Raw genomic sequence first — 18530 nt, 5'->3', positions numbered from 1 at the left:
GGAACCGACAGATCTACTCCAAGGCAGTTGAGGCCAGTTGTCGCACGGGTCAGGCTCCGGCCCCCGACGGCACCCCACGAGTCTCACAGTTGTCGTAGTACAGCGGGAACTGGACCGTGTTCCCCTGGCTGTCGTACGTCTTGAGCTGGCTCTCGTTGCCGCGCCCGCAGCAGGAGTAGTACGGGCTGGCGTCCATGATCACGGGTATCTTCCGGCCCTGCGCTGCGGGTTCGCGCGGCCGCACGATGTCGACGGCGACCCGGTCGCTCTTCCCGTTTCCGTCGCCGTCCAGTCCGGTGTCCACCCAGACGGACTCACGGACGGCGTTCTCGTACGAGTAGACGGCTCTGCTCTCCCGCGGGCTCGCGCCCTGCGCGCCTGCCGGTGAGAGCAGGACGGCCATCAGGGCGGCCGAGGCCGCCACCACCAGCGATCTGTACGTCAAGCGGGTGCCCCGCACACGTATCGGCATCTGCGGAAGGTACCCCGGTCAACTCCTGTGCAACAGGGGGCGATTCCGCATCGACGTGACGTGGAAGCAGTCGAGATTGCCATGACGGCCGAAGGGCGCCGGTGTGACAGCAGCGGTCATGGACACGTCCGGGACTGACCCGAAGGGTTCGGCCTGCGCGCCGCCTTCCCTGGTGGGGCGGCGCCCGGTCGCGGGCCGGTGGGACCGGTCGGGCGGGACTTCACGGACACCACCCCCTAGGCTGGTGGGGTTCGTGCTGTTCCGCCAGCCTCGGCCGATTCCGGCCGGTTCCCGCGCGTACGAGGAGCGTCCCTTGCCCGGTCCGACCCCCGATTCCTCCCGTGATGCCCGCCCCACACTGGAGGCCGTGGCGGCCCGCGCCGGCGTCTCCCGGGCAACGGCCTCCCGGGTCGTGAACGGCGGGGCGGGGGTGCGGCAGCCGCTGGTGGACCAGGTCCGCAAGGCGGTCGAGGAGCTCGGGTACATACCGAACCATGCCGCGCGGACCCTGGTCACCCGGCGCAACGGCGCGGTGGCCGTGATCATCGACGAGCCGGAATTCCGGATCTTCTCCGACCCGTTCTTCTCCCGGCAGATCCGTGGCATCAGCCGTGAACTGAACGCGCACGACGCCCAGCTGGTGCTCCTCCTGGTGGAGGGCAGTGGGGACTTCGACCGGGTCACCCGCTATCTGGCCGGTGGCCATGTGGACGGCGTGCTGGCGTTCTCGCTGCACACCGACGACGAACTGCCCGCCGTCATCAGCCGGTTCCGGGTCCCCACGGTCTACGGCGGCCGCCCCGGCACACCGGGGGACGCATCGGAACACGTCGTCCCCTACGTCGACTGCGACAACCGCGGCGGCGCGCGCGAGGCCGTACGCCATCTGGTCGCTCTCGGCCGGCAGCGGATCGGGCACATCGCGGGGCCCCGCGACCAGACGTCGGCGCTCGACCGGATCGACGGCTACCGCGATGTGCTGCCCGACGGCGATCCGTCACTGGTCGTGGACGGCGACTTCACCGTCGAGGGCGGCGCCCGGGCGATGGCCGAGCTGCTGGAACGCCACCCCGACCTCGATGCCGTGTTCGCGTCCAACGACCTGATGGCGTCCGGCGCCCTTCGGGTGCTGGGCGAGCACGGCCGCCGGGTACCGGAGGATGTGGCGCTGGTCGGCTTCGACGACATGGAGCAGGTCGCCGAAGCGACCGATCCTCCGTTGACGACGGTCCGTCAGGATATCGAGGGAATGGGGCGGCTGATGGTGCGGCTGCTGATGCAGCGGCTGAACGGCGAAGGGGAGGAGCCCGATTCGGTGATCACGCCGACCGAGCTGGTCCGGCGGGCCTCCGCCTGACCCGTCCGGACGCGCGACGCCATGGCTCCGGCAGCCCTGCCCGCGTACGGCCCGTACGACGGCGACCGGCCGGCGGACGCCCGCAGTCAGCGAAGGCGCAGCCTACAGCCGAACAGCGTGGGCCCGAGTGAGGCTCAGTGGGTGCCCCGCATCCGCTGGGCGGCTCGGGCCCGACGCGCGTACGGCAGATAGCGCAGCCGCTCGGGAAGCACGGGCACCACGGCCCGCACGACACCGCAGAACCGCCGCAGTTTCCGCTCCTGCGCGTCCGTCCACTCCAGACCGATCGCCTCGCGCGCGTCCGGCGGCATCAGCCCGACGGTGATGAACCTGCGGAACCGGGCCAGGGGCGGGAGCAGGACCGGCCACAGGGCCTTGAGCAGCAGCCTGAGCGGCAGCGGACCCCGGTCCGGCGGCTGCACCGGCCGGTCGGTGGCGACCAGCTCCTCGACGACGACGGTCGCCTCTATCTCGTCGGCGAGCATCTTGCGGTAGTACGGCCAGAACTCTTCGATCGACTGCGGCATGTCCCGGTCGTGGATACCGAGGATCCGGCCGACCTGGAGCCATTCCCGGTACAGGGCTCGCTCCTGCTCCGCGGTGAGCGGGCGGACGAGATACCGCGTGCCGTACTGGTAGATGGGGAAGCCCGTGGCGTGCACCCACGCATAGTTCGCGGGTGACAGCGCATGGTAGCGGCGCCCGCGGGTATCGGTGCCCTGAATGGTGCGGTGCAGCTTCCGGAGCCTGCGCCCCTCATCGGCGGCTTCCTCGCCCCCGTACACCCAGAGCTGGAGCGAGCGCAGGGACCGCTCGCCGCGCCCCCACGGGTCCGTGCGGAACACCGAGTGATCGTCGACGCCCGCGCCGACCGCCGGGTGGGCGACCTGAAGGGTGAGGGCGGCGGGGAGCATCAGCAGGGCGCGGACGTCTCCGGCCAGGCTCCAGAGCACTCCGCCGGGCGGCGGCGGCTCGGGATCCCGCTCCCGACCCCTGTCCCGGGGTGCTTCGCTGCTCATGCGGGTGCTCCCAGCAGTCGGCGGACGCGCGGGCCGGTGCCCGGCTGATGTGTGTTCCAGTATGCGATCGCGGGCGAGCCGACGACCGACAGGAGCGGCGGAACCCGCGACACCGCTTGGGCCGGCGTCCGCACTGTCCGCAGGAGGCGGTGCCCTCCGTCACCGCCAGCCGGCCGCTTCCAGCACCGCGGCCGCGGCCTCACCGACGGATCGGCCGGTCGCCTCGACCGCGAAGTCCTCCACCCGGGCGCGGTCGAGGATCCCGTCCAGCTCCCCCGATCTCTCCAGGTACCAGCGCAGCGCCTCGGGCTCGTCCGCATGGCGCCGCGACAGCCGCTCCCGGACCACCGGCAGCTCGACCCGGAGCCGGCACACGGACAGGCCGACGCCCACCGCCTCGCCGCACTGCTTCCGGTCCTCCGCGTCCTCGACGACGCCCGCGAGAACGATCCGGGTGACGCCCGCATCGAGGTAGTTGCCGACCATGCATCGCAGATTGCGCAGCAGAACCGCGAAGTTGAAGCAGTCGTCGGCGGGCGCGGGCCAGGTCCGGCACAGCCAGTCCATGTCGATGACGGCGTTGGGCACCCCCGCGCCGGTGAGCAGATCACCCGCGGCGCCGGCCACCGACGTCTTGCCTGCCCCAACCGTGCCGGTGATCAGCAGGGCGCGGGCTTCCGGATCGCTGTCGGTTCGCATGGCCGGGAGCCTACGGTGGGCGATGGTTCACCGGCCGGCCGGGTTCAGCCCTCCCCGTACAGCGCCTCGATGAGCTCTGCGTGCTTGTACCGGATCACCCGGCGGCGCAGTTTCAGGGACGGGGTCAGTTCGCCCGTCTCCGGGCCCCATTCCTCCGACAGCAGCCGGTACCGCTTGATCTGCTCCGTCCGGTTGAGCCTGGCGTTGGCCGCCCCGACGGCGCGGGCGATCTCCTCCTGTACCGCTGGGTGGTCGGCCAGGGCGGCCGGATCGCTGTCGATGCCCCGGGCCGTCGCCCAGGCCGGGGCCATCTCGGGGTCCAGGACCAGCAGGGCGACCAAGTAGGAGCGGCCGTCGCCGTGGACGAGGGCCTGGCCGATCAGCGGGTGTTCCTTGAGGGTGTTCTCGACGAGGGCCGGGGAGACGTTCTTGCCGGTCGAGGTGACGATCATTTCCTTCTTGCGGTCGGTGAGCCACAGGTAGCCGTCCCCGTCGATCCGGCCGATGTCACCGGTCGCGAACCAGCCGTCCGCGTCGAGGGCGCGCTCCACCGTGCCGTCGGCGCGCACATAGCCGGTGAAGACCGTCTCGCCGCGCACCAGGATCTCGCCGTCGTCCGCAGTCCTCAGTTCCAGGCCCTCCAGCGGCCGGCCCACCGAGCCGAGCCGGAACCCGGCCGGGCTGTTGCAGGTGAAGACGCCGACTGTCTCGGTCAACCCCCACGCATCCATGATCACGATGCCGAAGCCGGCCCAGAAGCGGACCACGTCGAGCGGCATCGGCGCGGACGCGCTCGCCGCCCACACCAGCTTGTCGAAGCCGGCCAGTGCCAGAAGGGGTTCCAGCACCGTCGTCCTGGCCTGCCGGTAGGCGGCTTCCAGTTCGGGTGGTGGCTGTTCGCCGCGCTCCCGATGGGCGACGTGCTCGCGGGCCGTGCCCGCTGCCGCGTCGATCGCCGTGCGCTGTTCCTCCGGCAGGGCGGCCAGGGCGGCCCGCAGGGATGCGGCGAGCTTCTCCCAGACGCGCGGGACGCCGAAGAACTGGGCAGGGTGCAGAGCCCGCGCCGCAGCCGCGACCGCCGCCGGGTCGGGGCAGAGGTGGACGTGCGAGGCGCGGAAGACCGGCAGATAGATGCCGAGCATCCGCTCGGCGATATGGGCGAACGGGAGGTAGCAGAGGTGCGCGGCATGGTCGGGGAGTTCGACCATCCGGTCCAGGGCGAGCGCGTTGACGACGACGCTGCGGTGAGTGATCGGGACGGCCTTGGGGTCGCCGGTGGTGCCGGAGGTGTAGACGACCGTCAGAGGGTCGTCGGCCCGCGACTCCTGCCAGGCCTTCTCGAAGGCGTCCGGCCGGTACAGCCGGGCTCCGGTGGCGTGCAACGACCCGTACGAACGGTGGGGTCCCGCTTCCCCGGCCTCGACGACCACCAGCTTCTCCAGCGGTACGGTGACGTCGGCGAGCAGCGGCTCCCAGCGTTCCCGTTCCCGTGCGCCCTCGACGATCGCGAACCGGGCGCGGCTGTGCCGGGCGATGTGCGCGATCTGTTCGGGGGCCGCGGTGCCGTACACCGTCACGGGGACGGCTCCCAGGTGGGTGAGGGCGAGGTCGGTCAGCCAGTGTTCGGGCCGGTTGCCCATCATCATGAGAACCTGCTCGCCGCGTTCCACTCCGAGCGCGGTGTACCCGGCCGCGAGCACAGCGGTCTTGCGCCGTACCTCGTGCCAGGTGAGGGTCGTCCATCCGCTCTCGTGCCCCTCGGCCAACCACGAGAGGGCCGGCAGATCACCATGGTCCTCGGCGTTGCGCTGCAGCAGAGCGGGGAGGGTGAGTTGCCCGGGTTCGGCGGGAAGTCGCAGGATCGTGGTCACGGCCGCCTCCTGGCGCCATCGGCCGGACCGTGCGGGTCCGTACCGGAGGGTGGGACTGCGCTTCGATGGTGCCGGAGACTTTCACAACAGTGGTGAGACAGCAATACTGTTGAACCGGATTGATGCACACGGACGCGGGCCGTGCCCCCGTACAGGCGTCACCGGGACAGCAGCGCCCAGCAGTCAGCAGCGAGGAGCAGACATGGCGACCGGGACCGAGGAGCCTACGCTCACCGTCGACGAGCTGGCGGCGCGCGCCGGAGTGACCGTACGCACCGTGCGCTTCTACAGCACCCGGGGGCTGCTGCCGCCCCCGGTGATCGGACCGCGCCGGGTCGGGCGCTACGGGCACGACCACCTCTCCCGCCTGGCGCTGATCGAGGAACTGCAGCACCAGGGCATGACACTCGCCGCGATCGAACGCTATCTGGAGCAGCTGCCGCCCGATCTGAGCGCCCACGACCTGGCGGTCCACCGGGCGCTGGTGGCGTCCTGGGCGCCGGACTCGGCGGAGGAGGCGACCCGGGCGGAGCTGGAGCGGCGCGCAGGGCGGGCGCTGACCGAGGAGGACGTGGACCGGCTGGCCGCGATGGGTGTACTGGAGCGCGCGGAGGCGGCGGGGGGCAGCTTCCGGGTCGATCCGGGGATGCTGCGGCTGGGGGTCGAGCTGCTCGACGTACCGATCGCCAACGAGACGATCCTCGCCGCGCGCACGGTGCTGCTGGAGCACACCCGATCCGCCGCGCACGAGCTGACGCGGCTGTTCAGGGACGAGGTGTGGAACCCGTACCGGGAGCGGGAGTCGGACCCGGAACATGTGGCGGCGATGAAGTCGCTGTCGGCCCATATGCAGCCGATGGTGCTGCAGGCGCTGGTGACCGCGTTCCAGCGGTCGCTCAAGGAAGAGCTGCGGGCCGCGTTCACGGCGGAGTGAGCCCCCCGCCGCCGGCGGCCGCAGCTCCCCGGTCCGCTACGAGGCGGCGTCGTCCCACAACTCGGTGGTGTGGGCGTCGATGAGTGCGCCGATCCGGTCGAGGAAGGCGTCGGCGGGTTGCGGGTCGAGGCGACGCCCGTCGCGCAGCCGCACGGCGACGTGGTCGTCGGCGGCTTCCTTCGCTCCGATCACGGCTTGGTACGGCACCAGGCGATCCTCCCTGATGCGGGCGCCCAGGGTGCCGCGTTCCGGCCCGGCGATCGCGGCCCGCAGCCCGCGGTCGGTGCAGCGCGCGGCCAGCGTCACGGCGTTCGGCAGTTCCGCCTCGGAGATCGGGAGGATCGCCAGCTGGGTCGGGGCGAGCCAGGCGGGGAAGGCGCCGCCGTGCTGTTCGATGAGATGGGCGACGGCCCGCTCCACGCTGCCGATGATGCTGCGGTGGACCATGACCGGCCGGTGTTTCGCCCCGTCCGCGCCGATGTAGTGCAGGTCGAACTGCTCGGGCTGGTGAAAGTCGACCTGGACGGTGGACAGGGTGGATTCCCTGCCCGCACCGTCGGTGACCTGGACGTCGATCTTCGGGCCGTAGAACGCGGCCTCGCCCTCCGCCGAGTCGTACGGCAGGCCGGAGCGGTCGAGTACCTCGGTGAGCAGGGCGGTGGACCGCTGCCACTTCTCCGGCGCGGCCACGTACTTGCCGCCGGGTCCGGGGAGGGAGAGCCGGTATCGGGCCGGGCGGATGCCCAGCGCCTCGTACGCGCTGCGGATCATCTCCAGGGCGGCCCGCGCCTCGTCGGCGACCTGGTCCAGGGTGCAGAAGATGTGCGCGTCGTTCAGCTGGATGGCCCGGACGCGGGTCAGTCCGCCGAGCACGCCGGAGAGTTCGGAGCGGTACATGCCGCCCAGTTCGGCCATGCGCAGCGGCAGCTCGCGGTAGCTGTGGGAGCGGGAGCGGTAGATCACCGCGTGGTGGGGGCAGAGGCTCGGCCGCAGGACGACCTGCTCCGATCCGAGGTCCATCGGTGGGAACATGTCGTCGCTGTAGTGCGACCAGTGCCCGGAGATCTCGTACAGCTCCCGCTTGCCCAGCACCGGCGAGTACACATGCCGGTAGCCGGCCCGCCGCTCGGCGGTGCGGATGTACTCCTCCAGGGTGTGCCGCACGGTCGCGCCGTCGGGCAGCCAGTACGGAAGTCCCGCGCCGATCAGCGGGTCGGTGTCGAACAGGGCCAGTTCGCGGCCGAGCTTGCGGTGGTCGTGCATGGCGGTCTCCTCGCGGTCGTCGGGCGAGTGACCACAGTCCGAAGCCCCGGGGCACTCGCCCCGGGGCTTCGGACTGAGACATCTGTCAGCGCGCCGGGACACTCTCCGGCGTCGTCGTCATGGCAGCGCGCTTCATGGCGCTGACGCTAGCAGGGTGCCCCACTGTCCACCCGGTATTTTCCGGCCGGAGGGTGCGGATACCGCAGCCCCCGGCCGGTACGTGCCCCGCTGGGGCCGCCGGTCAGTCGTGGAAGGTCTCGCCCTTCCCGGCCTTCTCCACCAGCAGCGCCGGCGGCAGGAACCGGTCGCCGTACTTCTCGGCGAGTTCCCGGGCGCGCGCCACGAAGCCGGGCAGGCCGCCCTCGTACCCGTTGATGTACTGGAGCACGCCTCCGGTCCACGGCGGGAAGCCGATGCCCATGATGGAGCCGATGTTGGCGTCGGCGACCGAGATGAGGACGTTCTCCTCCAGGCAGCGGACGCTGTCCAGTGCCTCGGAGAAGAGCATGCGCTCCTTCATGTCGACGAAGGGGATGTCGGTGTCGGCCCTCGTGAAGTGCTCGCGCAGCCCAGGCCACAGCCCGGCGCGCTTGCCGTCCTCGTCGTACGCGTAGAAGCCCGCGCCGCCGCTGCGTCCGGTACGTCCGAACTCGTCGACCATCCGGTCGATGACCTCGTCCGCGGGGTGTCCGGCCCAGGTGCCGCCCGCCTCCTCGACCGCGCGCTTCGTCTCGTTGCGGATCTTGCGGGGCAGGGTCAGCGTCAGCTCGTCCATCAGCGAGAGGACCTTGGCAGGGTAGCCGGACTGCGCCGCGGCCTGCTCGACCGACGCGGGCTCGACGCCCTCGCCGACCATGGCGACGCCCTCGTTGATGAACTGGCCGATGACACGCGAGGTGAAGAAGCCGCGCGAGTCGTTGACGACGATCGGCGTCTTCTGGATCCGGCGGACCAGGTCGAAGGCGCGTGCCAGGGCCTCGTCGCCTGTCTGCTCGCCCTTGATGATCTCGACGAGCGGCATCTTGTCGACGGGCGAGAAGAAGTGCAGGCCGATGAAGTCGGCGGGGCGCCTGACCCCCTCGGCGAGGACCGTGATCGGCAGGGTCGAGGTGTTGGAGCAGAGCAGTGCGTCGGGCTCGATGATGTCCTGGATCTCCTGGAACACCTTGTGCTTGAGCGCGGTGTCCTCGAACACCGCCTCGATGACGGCGTCGCAGCCCGCCAGATCGGCCGGGTCGCCGGTCGGGGTGATACGGGCCAGCAGCTCGTCGCGCTTCGCCTCGGTCGTACGGCCCCGGGCGAGGGCCTTGGCGAGCAGCTTCTCGCTGTATGCCTTGCCCCGGGCGGCTGCCTCCATGGAGACGTCCTTGAGGACGACGTCGATGCCGGCGCGGGCGCAGGAGTACGCGATCCCGGCGCCCATCATTCCGGCGCCGAGGACGGCGACCTTGGTGACCTGGCGCTCCTCGATGCCCTTGGGGCGATTGGCGCCGGAGTTGACGGCCTGCAGGTCGAAGAAGAACGCCTGGATCATGTTCTTCGAGATCTGGCCGGTGACGAGCTCGGTGAAGTACCGGGCCTCGATGGTCAGCGCGGTCTCGAAGTCGACCTGGGAGCCCTCGACGGCGGCGGCCAGAATGTTGCGGGGCGCCGGCATGGGGGCGCCCGCGAGCTGCTTCTTCAGGTTGGCCGGGAAGGCGGGCAGGTTGGCGGCGAACTTCGGGTGGGACGGGGTGCCGCCGGGAATCTTGTAGCCCTTGACGTCCCAGGGCTGCTGGGACTCGGGGTTGGCGTCGATGAAGGCGCGGGCCTTGTCGAGCATCTCCTCGGGCGTGGCCGCGACCTCGTGGACGAGGCCGTTCTCCAGGGCGCGCTTCGGGGTGTACTGGGTGCCCTGGAGGAGGACCTTCAGCAGCGCGTCGGCGACGCCCATGAGGCGCACGGTGCGGGTGACGCCGCCGCCCGCGGGCAGCAGGCCGAGGGTGACCTCGGGCAGGCCGATGCGGGAGCCGGGCGCGTCGAGGGCGATGCGGTGGTGGGAGGCGAGCGCGATCTCGTAACCGCCGCCGAGGGCAGCTCCGTTGATCGCGGCGACGACGGGGATACCGAGGGTCTCGATGCGGCGCAGCGACTTCTTGATGGCGGTGCCGACGTCGAAGGCGTCCTGGGCGCTCGAAGGACCGACCTTGATCATGTCCTTGAGGTCGCCGCCCGCGAAGAAGGTCTTCTTGGCGGAGGTGAAGATGATGCCGCGGATGGAGTCCTTCTCGGCTTCCGCGCGGTCGGCGATGGCCGCGATGGAGTCCTTGAAGGCCTGGTTCATCGTGTTGGCGGACTGGTTGGGGTCGTCGAGGACGAGGGTGACGACGCCGGTCTCGTCCTGTTCCCAGCGGATGGTCGTGCTCTCGGTCATTGCTGTGTTCTCCGTAAGCAAGGGGTGGCCGGGGACGGTCAGAGACGCTCGATGACGGTGGCGACGCCCATGCCGCCGCCGACGCAGAGGGTGGCGAGGCCGTACCGCTTGTCCTGACGCTCCAGTTCGTCGATGAGCGTGCCGAGGATCATCGCGCCGGTGGCGCCGAGCGGGTGTCCGAGCGCGATGGCGCCGCCGTTGACGTTGATCTTGTCGAGGGAGAGCCCCATGTCCCGGGCGAAGCGGAGGACGACGCCGGCGAACGCCTCGTTGATCTCGACGAGGTCGATGTCGTCGATGGTGAGTCCGGCCTTGGCGAGGGCCTTACGGGTGGCGGGCGCGGGGCCGGTCAGCATGATGGTCGGCTCGGATCCGGAGACCGCGGCGGAGACGATCCGGGCGCGCGGCGTGAGGCCGTACCGCTCGCCGGTCTCCTTGTTGCCGATGGCAACGAGTGCGGCGCCGTCCACGATGCCGGAGGAGTTGCCCGCGTGGTGGACGTGGTCGATCTTCTCGACCCAGTGGTACTTCTGCAGCGCCACGGCGTCGAAGCCGCCCAGCTCGCCGATGGTGGCGAACGAGGGCTTGAGCGCGGCCAGCGAGTCGGCGGTGGTGCCGGGACGCATGTGCTCGTCGTGGTCGAGGACGACGAGGCCGTTGCGGTCCTTGACCGGGACGACGGAGCGCGCGAAACGGCCGTCCTTCCAGGCCTCGGCGGCCCGCTCCTGGGAGAGCGCGGCGAACTCGTCGACGTCGCGGCGCGAGAACCCCTCGATGGTGGCGATGAGGTCGGCGCCGACGCCCTGCGGGGCGAATCCGGTCTCGTAGTTGGTCATCGGGTCCATGGCCCAGGCGCCGCCGTCCGAGCCCATCGGCACCCGGGACATCGACTCGACACCGCCCGCGAGGATCAGGTCCTCCCAGCCCGAACGGACCTTCGCGGCGGCCAGGTTGACGGCTTCCAGACCGGAGGCACAGAACCGGTTCTCCTGGACGCCCGCCACCGAGTCGGGGAGTCCGGCGGCGATGGCGGCGATCCGGGCGATGTCGGATCCCTGGTCGCCGAGCGGGCTGACCACGCCGAGGACGATGTCGTCGATGGCGGCCGGGTCCAGGCCGGGGAAGCGGTTGCGCATTTCGTGGATGAGGCCGACGACGAGGTCGATCGGCTTGGTGCCGTGCAGGGCGCCATTGGCCTTGCCGCGGCCGCGCGGGGTGCGGATCGCGTCGTAGACAAATGCTTCGGTACTCAAGACAGCAGCCTTTCGAGGGTGGTCGGTCGTCGGGGTCAGGCGAGCAGCGAGCGGCCGATGATCTCCTTCATGATCTCGGTCGTTCCGCCGTAGATGGTCTGGATGCGGCCGTCGGTGAACGCCTTGGCGACCCGGTATTCCGTCATGTAGCCGTAGCCGCCGTGGAGCTGGAGGCAGCGGTCCGCGACGCGCTTCTGCAGTTCGGTGGCCCACCACTTGGCCATCGAGGCGTGTACGGCATCGAGTTCGCCGTTCGAGTGGTCGACGATGCACCGGTCGATGAAGGTCCGGGTGACGGCGCACTCGGTGGCCATCTCGGCGATCTCGAAGCGGATGTGCTGGAGCTTGGAGAGCGGCCGCCCGAAGGCTTCGCGCTCCTTGACGTACTGGGTGGTGATCTCCAGGAGGTACTCGGCGGCGGCGATGCCGGCGACCGCTATGCCCATCCGCTCCTGTGCCAGGTTGGTCATCAGGTGGATGAACGCGCCGTCGCGCTCACCGAGCAGGTTCTCCTTGGGGACGCGGACGTCGTTGAAGAACAGCTCGGCCGTGTCCTGGGACTTCTGGCCGATCTTGTCGAGGTTGCGGCCCCGCTCGAAGCCCTCCGTGCCGCGTTCGACGACGATCAGCGAGAGTCCCTTCGCACCGCCCTCCGGGGTGGTCTTCGCCACGACGACCACCAGGTCGGCGAGGATGCCGTTGGAGATGAACGTCTTGGAGCCGTTGAGCAGCCAGTGGTCGCCCCTGTTCTCGGCGGTGGTGCGGATGCCCTGGAGGTCGGAGCCCGCGCCGGGTTCGGTCATCGCGATGGCGGTGATGATCTCGCCGCTGCAGAAGCCCGGCAGCCAGCGCCGCTTCTGTTCCTCGGTGGCGAGCCCGGTGAGATAGGGGCCGATGATGTCGTTGTGCAGGCCGAGCGCGAGTCCGGGGGCGCCGGCCCGGGTGAACTCCTCGGCGAGGACGGCGCTGTAGCGGAAGTCGGTGGTGCCGCCGCCCCCGTACTCCTCGGGTACGGCGAAGCCGAGCAGCCCCTGCCTGCCGGCCGCGAGCCAGGCCTCGCGCGAGACGATGCCGTCCTTCTCCCACTGCTCGTAGTGCGGGAGGACTTCCTTGGTCAGGAAGGTCCGGACGGTCTCACGGAACGCGTCGTGCTCCTCGGTGAAGATCTGCCGCTGCACTGCGGGCCCCCTAGAGCCAGTTCTTGACGGTGGAGATCAGCCGGGCCGGATCGGGACCGACCGGGATGACGTTGAGCATGGTGACGCCGGACTCGCGGAACGCCTCGACGCGGTCGCGTACGTACCCCTCGGGCCCGCACAGCGACATGAGCTCGCAGAATTCGTCCGGGACGGCGGCCTCGGCCTCCTTCTTCTTCCCGGACAGGTAGAGCTCCTGGATGAGCGCGGCTTCCTTCTCGTATCCGTAGGCGACGGCGAGGTCGTTGTAGAAGTTCTTGCCCTTGGCGCCCATTCCGCCGACGTACAGCGCGATCTGCGGCCGGGCGAGGTCCCTGAGCGCGGCCGCGTCGTCGCCGATGGCAAGGAGTCCGCCGGCGACGGTCTGCAGCGGGCCGCGCGCCGGGTCGCGCTGGGCAGCGCCCTCGGCGAGGGCCGTGCCCCACACCTGCTGGGCCTTCTCGGGGAGGTAGAGGGTGGGCAGCCAGCCGTCGGCGATCTCGGCGGTCAGCCGGACGTTGGCGGGGCCGAGCGAGGCGATGTAGAGCGGGATCTCCTCGCGCACCGGACGGGTGAGGATCTTCAGGGGCTTGCCGAGCCGGCCGCCCTTCTCCTTGGGCAGCGGCATGTCGGTGATGCCGTGGTGGTCGATGACCTCGCGGCGCCAGATCCGGCGGCACAGTTCGACGGTCTCGCGGGTCCGGCCGAGCGGCTTGTCGTAGGCCTTGCCGTGCCAGCCCTCGACGACCTGCGGCCCGGACGCGCCGAGCCCGAGCAGCGCCCGGCCGCCGGAGATCGCGTCGAGTCCGGCGCCGGTCTGGGCGATCAGGGCGGGGGTGCGGGAGTAGACGTTGAGGATCGCCGCACCGATCTTCATGCGTTCGGTGCGGGCGGCCAGATAGCCCATGAGGGTGGGCGAGTCGAAGCCGTAGGCCTCCGCGACCCAGACGGCGTCGAGACCGGCGGACTCCAGGGCTGCGACCTGGTCGCAGGCCTCGCGCGGGTCGCCCGCGTAGTTCAGCGGCAGGGAGAGTTCCATCAGTCGGTGGTGTCCTTCCGGGGCCGGTGCACGCTCGGTACGTCCCAGTCGCGGGCGACGTCCTCGGTGTCCGCGCCGGGCTGCGCTGGTCCGCTGCGTACGGAGACGGGTGTGGCGGAGAAGCGGGGTGCGGGGGCGGGCTGGGTGAGGCCGCCGTGTTCGACGAAGGTGGAGCGGGCGGCGAGGTGCGGGTGGTGCGGGGCCTCGCGGAGCGAGAGGACCGGGGCCACACAGGCGTCCGTGGCTTCGAAGACCTCGGTCCACTCCGCACGCGTCCGGGTCCTGAACCGGTCGGCGACGACCGTGCGCAGCTCCGCCCAGCGGGTGACGTCCTTGCGGTCCGGGGCCCGGTCCTCGATGCCGAGGAGCTTGATGAACTCGTCGTAGAACTGCTGCTCCAGCGGGCCGACCGCCATGTACTGGCCGTCGGCGGTCTCGTACGAACCGTAGAACGGACAGCCGCCGTCCAGGAGGTTGGAGCCGCGCCGGTCCTGCCAGCCGCCGGCCGCCAGCATCCCGTGGATCATCGTGGCGAGATGGGCGGCTCCGTCGACGATCGCCGCGTCCACGACCTGGCCCGTGCCGCCGGGGGTGCGGGCGTGCTGGAGGGCGGCGAGGACGCCGACGACGAGGTAGAGCGAGCCGCCCGCGTAGTCGCCGACCAGATTGGCAGGGACGGTCGGCGGCTCGCCCGGCTTGCCGATCATGGAGAGCGTGCCGGTGAGGGCGATGTACGCGATGTCGTGGCCGGCCCGTTCGGCGAGCGGCCCGTCCTGGCCCCAGCCGGTCATCCGCCCGTAGACGAGCCCGGGATTGCGGGCGAGACAGGCGTCGGGGCCGACGCCGAGACGTTCGGCGACGCCCGGCCGGAAGCCCTCGATCAGGATGTCGGCGCGCTCGACCAGGTCCAGGACGCGGTCCGGGCCGCCCTCGGCCTTGAGGTCGACGAGCACGGAGCGCTTGTTGCGGTTGGTGAGGTCGAACGCGGGATCGATGCCGAGCCCCGGGCCGGCGGGCCGGTCCACCCTGACGACATCGGCACCCAGGTCGGCCAGGAGCATCGCGGCGAACGGGCCGGGGCCGATGCCCGCCAGCTCCACCACGCGTACGCCCGCCAGTGGGCCGTGCTCTGTCGTTGCCATCAAGCCCCCAGCGGTGTGACACAACTGATGTAACAGCGATGATGCTAAGAACGTGCTGCGCTCCGCACAACCCCTTGAGCCGAGCAAGCGCTTAGTTCTTTCCCCTGGATCCTCCCTCACGATCGCCGCCCGGCTGTACACCGCCACGGCCCCCTCCGCTAACCTCTGCCTGCTACATCGGCGCCGGCCCCTGCGGAGGCACTCGTGAACAGGCAGAACGGGGCACAACGCCCCTATGACATAGTCCTCTTCGGTGCCACCGGCTTCGTGGGTGCCCTCACCGCCGAATATCTCGCCGCCCACGCACCCGACAGCTGCCGCTGGGCGCTGGCCGGCCGCAGCCCCGCCAAACTGGCCGAACTGCGCGAGCGCCTGATCGCGATCGATCCGCGCTGCGCGGACCTTCCGCTGCTGCACGCCGACGCCGACGACCCCGACGCGTTGCGCGAGCTCGCCGAATCGGCGCATGTGGTGGCCTCGACCGTGGGTCCGTACGTCTGGTACGGCGAGAAGCTGGTCGCCGCCTGTGCGGAGGCCGGGACGGATTACACGGACCTGACGGGCGAGGCGGAGTTCGTCGACCGGATGTATCTGGAGCATGACGCGCGGGCCCGCGAGACCGGGGCCCGGCTCGTGCACGCCTGCGGCTTCGACTCCGTACCGCACGACCTCGGGGTGTACTTCACCGTCCAGCAGCTGCCGCAGGACGTGCCGCTGACGATCGACGGTTTCGTCCGCAGCAATGCCGTCTTCTCCGGCGGTACGTTCGCCTCCGCGCTCACGGCGATGGGCCGCGGCCCGCAGATGCTGCGCGCCGCCCAGGAGCGCCGCCTGCACGAACCACGCCTGGTCGGCCGCCGCGCCCGCGCCCCGCTCGGCACTCCGCACTTCAGCGCGGAGACCGGCACCTGGGCGCTGCCCCTGCCGACGCTGGACCCACAGGTCGTCGAACGCTCGGCGCGGCGGCTGGCGCGGTACGGCCCCGAATTCCGCTACCGCCACTTCGCCTCGGTGAAGCGCCTGCCGATGGCGCTCGGCGGCACGGCCGCGATCGGCGCCCTCCTCGGCGTGGCGCAGGTGCCGGCCGCACGGAACTGGCTGATGGACCGGTACGAGCCGGGGGCGGGCCCGGATGCGGAGCGCCGCAGGCGGAGCTGGTTCACGGTGCGCTTCGTCGGGGAGGGCGGCGGCCGCCGGGTCTTCACGGAGGTGTCCGGCGGTGACCCCGGCTACGACGAGACGGCGAAGATGCTCGCACAGTCCGCACTCTGCCTCGCCCTGGACGAGCTTCCGCCGACATCGGGGCAGGTCACCACGGCCGTCGCGATGGGTGACGGGCTGCTGGAGCGGCTGCGCGGAGCCGGGCTGCGCTTCCGGGTCGCGGCGGTGCGCTGAGCGGATCGGCGCTCGACTCGTCGCGGGAGCGGCCGGCAGGCCGACGGAACTGCCGGTCAGAACATCCAGGACGCGAGCGTGCAGATCATCGAGACGGTCCACGCGATGCCCGCGAGAACGCCGAGGGTCATCCCCACCGCGAGGCGCCGTTGGGCGACATAGACGGTTCCGTTGCGTGCGGACGTTCGATGATCGGTCATGCGTACAAGAGTGCCGGTCATGATCGGCAGGCGGTATCCGTATACATACTCAGGTGGGGGCGCCTGCGGGTACTCAGGCGGTCGCTTCCCGGAGCGCCTGCCTGCAGAGCGCGTCGGCCCTGCGAGTGGTCTCCGGCAGGCGGAAGTCCCTGGCCAGCAGGAGCGTGTGCGCGCAGGCGTTGTCCAGGTCGGTCCGGTGTCCGACCGAGACGTACACCGGCTTGGTGCCGTCCTGGGTGCGCAGCGCCCGGCCCACCTCCTCGTCCCCGTCGAGGAGCGGCGAGGAGTCGCCGCGCCGGGGGCCCGGCTGTTCGTACGTGAAGGTGAACGGGTTCTTGGCGACGCCGATGACGGGGAGTCCGGTGAGGACGCCCAGGTGGCTGGCGAGCCCGAAGCGGCGCGGGTGCGCCCTGCCGTAGCCGTCGCAGACGACCAGACCGGGGTCGACCGGCAGGGCCTCCAGCGCGGCCAGCACGGTCGGGATCTCCCGGAAGGCGAGCAGCCCCGGGATGTACGGGAAGGTGACCCGTCCGGCGGCGGTGGCCTGCGCCACGACGTCCAGCGTCGCCGCGTCGAGTACGACCGCCGCCGCGACCACGACATCACGCTCGTCGTCGTAGGCGACGTCGACACCGGTCACCCGCCCCGTGCCGGGCGGCGGGCCCGGCTCGTCGAGCACCACGCGGGCACGGAGGGTGTCCTGGATGGCGCGGGCTTCGGCTGCGTCGGCGGGTGTGCGGAAGGTCGTCATGGTGCCGACCAGCTTAGAAGTCCCGTCCGGACGTGCCCCGATGCGGCCTTGGTAGGGCGGCACTCGTGTTCGTACTCGAGTTGACCTACACCGCCCCCGCCGCACGTGTCGACGCGCTGTTGGAGGCGCACGTCGTCCCTCTGGGCACGCAGTACGCGGCTGGAGTCTTCATCGCGTCCGGCCGCCGGAACCCCCGCGACGGCGGCGTGATCCTCGCCGTCGGGGACGACCGCGCGCAGATCGAGAAGATCGCGGCGGCCGACCCCTCCGCGGCCGAGGCCGTGTGCGCGTACCGGATCACGGAGTTCATCGCGACGAAGACGTCGCACGAACTCGCCCCGTACCGCCGGCGGTTGCCCTGCCCACAGGCTCTATCCCAGCCGGGCGATCCGTCCCTTCTCGCCCGCCGCCCAGCAGCCGCCGTCCGGTGTGCAGTCCACGGTGTCGTACGAACCGGCGTCGACCGTGCGCCAGGTGCGCCCGCCGTCCGTCGTCAGGTCCGTCCCGGTCGGGCCGACCGCAAGTGCCGTCGAGCGGGTGTGCGGAACCCAGGCGACACCGGAGCGGTAGGCGGGCGGCGCGGTGGTGGACTGCTGCCAGCTGCGGCCTCCGTTGCCCGTGACGGCCGCGGCGTTCGGCGAGGCCTGGTCGGCCCGGTAGTCACCGCCGACCGCGATGCCGCGCGTACGGTCACGGAAGGCCAGGCCGAAGACGCCTCGGGCCGGGTCTCCGGCCGGGATCGTCGATGCGGTCGCCGTCCAGGTCAGCCCGCGGTCGGCGGAGTGCAGCACCCGGGCGGTGGCCGCGCCGCCCGTCGCCAGCCAGACGTCCTTCGGCCCCGAGCTGACCAGGCACTGGCCGCTGGCGGCGAAGCCCGCCTCGCCTGCCAGAGCATCCGGCATCCCCGTCGTGGGCAGCACCTTCCAGCTGCGGCCGCCGTCCGCGGTGGACAGGATGCGGAATGTGCCGTCCACCGGATCGCTCATGGCGAGGCCGTGCCGGCTGTCGAAGAAGGTGAGGCAGTCGTAGAAGGCACGGGCATCGGTGTTGCGGAATGACTCGGTCCAGGTGGTCCCGCCGTCGTCCGTACGGAAGACCCGGGAGGCGTCGCCCTCCCCGATAGCCAGTACCACCGCGCGCCGCGCGTCGAAGGCCTCGATGTCGCGGAACTCCAGGGCCGCCTCCGTCGCGCCGGGCGGCGACACGTCGCGCCAGTGGCGGCCACCGTCGGTCGTACGCAGGACGGTGCCCTTCGAGCCCGCGGCCCAGGCGGTGCGGCTGCTGACGGCGGCGAGGCCACGGAAGCGGGCGTCGGTGCCCGTCTCCGTGAGCGTCCAGGCCGGCCGGTGGCCGGGCCCGTGCTGCTCCCCCGCTGCTGCCTGCGCGGCCGGTGTGACCAGTGTGGCGGCCAGCGCCGCCCCGCACAGTCCCCATGACATCAGTCGTCTCGTCTTCCCCTTGGGCCTCATGGCGCAGGAAGCTAACCCACCGTCAGTGCGCCGTCCAGGGTGCGCCGCCTCGCAGCGGACATCCGATCGCGGCGGCGC

General features: G+C 71.2%; 15 protein-coding genes and 2 pseudogenes. 4 read left to right on the top strand and 13 right to left on the bottom strand.

Annotation, left to right across the window (positions count from 1 at the left end; genetic code table 11):
* Nucleotides 1-88 precede the first annotated feature (88 nt).
* Nucleotides 89-472: pseudogene (locus ABZV38_RS22560) on the bottom strand (CocE/NonD family hydrolase); the annotation flags it as partial.
* A 313-nt stretch (nucleotides 473-785) separates the two neighbouring features.
* Here ABZV38_RS22560 and ABZV38_RS22555 point away from each other — a divergent pair.
* The gene (locus ABZV38_RS22555; RefSeq protein WP_356329559.1) at nucleotides 786-1829 is read left to right on the top strand and encodes a LacI family DNA-binding transcriptional regulator; all 1044 of its coding nucleotides are present in this window, start codon (nucleotides 786-788) and stop codon (nucleotides 1827-1829) included.
* Nucleotides 1830-1963: 134 nt separating this feature from the next.
* Here ABZV38_RS22555 and ABZV38_RS22550 read toward each other — a convergent pair whose 3' ends face one another.
* From ABZV38_RS22550 to ABZV38_RS22540, 3 genes are all read right to left on the bottom strand, one after another.
* Entirely contained in the window at nucleotides 1964-2848 is an 885-nt protein-coding gene (locus ABZV38_RS22550) for an oxygenase MpaB family protein (RefSeq protein WP_356329557.1), read from the bottom strand.
* A gap of 159 nt (nucleotides 2849-3007) precedes the next feature.
* Nucleotides 3008-3547: a hypothetical protein gene (locus tag ABZV38_RS22545; RefSeq protein ID WP_356329555.1), complete on the bottom strand. Its 540-nt coding sequence runs from the start codon at nucleotides 3545-3547 to the stop codon at nucleotides 3008-3010.
* Between the two features lie 44 nt (nucleotides 3548-3591).
* Nucleotides 3592-5418 (bottom strand): AMP-dependent synthetase/ligase, encoded by a 1827-nt coding sequence (locus tag ABZV38_RS22540; protein ID WP_356329553.1) that lies wholly within the window; start codon nucleotides 5416-5418, stop codon nucleotides 3592-3594.
* 202 nt (nucleotides 5419-5620) lie between these two features.
* Between ABZV38_RS22540 and ABZV38_RS22535 the strand changes: the two genes are divergently transcribed.
* Entirely contained in the window at nucleotides 5621-6352 is a 732-nt protein-coding gene (locus ABZV38_RS22535) for a MerR family transcriptional regulator (protein WP_356329552.1), read from the top strand.
* Nucleotides 6353-6388: 36 nt separating this feature from the next.
* Here the strand turns inward: ABZV38_RS22535 and thrS are convergent, their stop codons facing one another.
* The 6 genes from thrS to ABZV38_RS22505 all read right to left on the bottom strand — a co-directional run bounded on the left by thrS (nucleotide 6389) and on the right by ABZV38_RS22505 (nucleotide 14637).
* Entirely contained in the window at nucleotides 6389-7717 is a 1329-nt protein-coding gene (gene thrS, locus ABZV38_RS22530) for a threonine--tRNA ligase (RefSeq protein WP_356329550.1), read from the bottom strand.
* 139 nt (nucleotides 7718-7856) lie between these two features.
* The gene (locus ABZV38_RS22525) at nucleotides 7857-10028 is read right to left on the bottom strand and encodes a 3-hydroxyacyl-CoA dehydrogenase NAD-binding domain-containing protein (protein WP_356329549.1); all 2172 of its coding nucleotides are present in this window, start codon (nucleotides 10026-10028) and stop codon (nucleotides 7857-7859) included.
* Nucleotides 10029-10066: 38 nt separating this feature from the next.
* On the bottom strand, nucleotides 10067-11281 hold the full coding sequence (locus ABZV38_RS22520) for an acetyl-CoA C-acetyltransferase (protein ID WP_356329547.1): 1215 nt from the start codon (nucleotides 11279-11281) through the stop codon (nucleotides 10067-10069).
* A gap of 35 nt (nucleotides 11282-11316) precedes the next feature.
* Complete coding sequence (locus tag ABZV38_RS22515) at nucleotides 11317-12459, bottom strand: acyl-CoA dehydrogenase family protein (RefSeq protein WP_356329544.1); 1143 nt, start codon at nucleotides 12457-12459, stop codon at nucleotides 11317-11319.
* A 10-nt stretch (nucleotides 12460-12469) separates the two neighbouring features.
* Nucleotides 12470-13495 (bottom strand): LLM class F420-dependent oxidoreductase, encoded by a 1026-nt coding sequence (locus ABZV38_RS22510; RefSeq protein ID WP_356329542.1) that lies wholly within the window; start codon nucleotides 13493-13495, stop codon nucleotides 12470-12472.
* Entirely contained in the window at nucleotides 13495-14637 is a 1143-nt protein-coding gene (locus ABZV38_RS22505; protein ID WP_356329541.1) for a CaiB/BaiF CoA-transferase family protein, read from the bottom strand. The genes ABZV38_RS22510 and ABZV38_RS22505 overlap by 1 nt, the downstream gene beginning before the upstream one ends.
* A gap of 204 nt (nucleotides 14638-14841) precedes the next feature.
* On the opposite strand from ABZV38_RS22505, the gene ABZV38_RS22500 reads away from it, so the two are divergent.
* A complete protein-coding gene (locus ABZV38_RS22500; RefSeq protein ID WP_356329540.1) occupies nucleotides 14842-16032 on the top strand; it encodes a saccharopine dehydrogenase NADP-binding domain-containing protein in 1191 nt (396 codons plus the stop codon).
* Between the two features lie 56 nt (nucleotides 16033-16088).
* On the opposite strand, the gene ABZV38_RS22495 is transcribed toward ABZV38_RS22500, so the two are convergent.
* Nucleotides 16089-16232: a hypothetical protein gene (locus ABZV38_RS22495; RefSeq protein WP_356329538.1), complete on the bottom strand. Its 144-nt coding sequence runs from the start codon at nucleotides 16230-16232 to the stop codon at nucleotides 16089-16091.
* Nucleotides 16233-16305: 73 nt separating this feature from the next.
* Entirely contained in the window at nucleotides 16306-16983 is a 678-nt protein-coding gene (locus ABZV38_RS22490; protein WP_356329536.1) for an endonuclease V, read from the bottom strand.
* Nucleotides 16984-17048: 65 nt separating this feature from the next.
* Between ABZV38_RS22490 and ABZV38_RS22485 the strand changes: the two are divergent.
* A pseudogene (locus tag ABZV38_RS22485) lies at nucleotides 17049-17339 on the top strand (YciI family protein); the annotation flags it as partial.
* 15 nt (nucleotides 17340-17354) lie between these two features.
* On the opposite strand, the gene ABZV38_RS22480 reads toward ABZV38_RS22485, so the two are convergent.
* Nucleotides 17355-18422, bottom strand: coding sequence for an oxidoreductase (locus ABZV38_RS22480; RefSeq protein WP_356329534.1), 1068 nt, complete (start codon nucleotides 18420-18422; stop codon nucleotides 17355-17357).
* Between the last annotated feature and the right edge of the window lie 108 nt (nucleotides 18423-18530).

The sequence above is a fragment of the Streptomyces sp. NPDC005181 genome (genome assembly GCF_040608395.1).
Taxonomy (GTDB): Bacteria; Actinomycetota; Actinomycetes; order Streptomycetales; family Streptomycetaceae; genus Streptomyces.
Note: the sequence above shows the minus strand (reverse complement) of the source record. Positions and strands in the feature narration are given on the sequence as shown.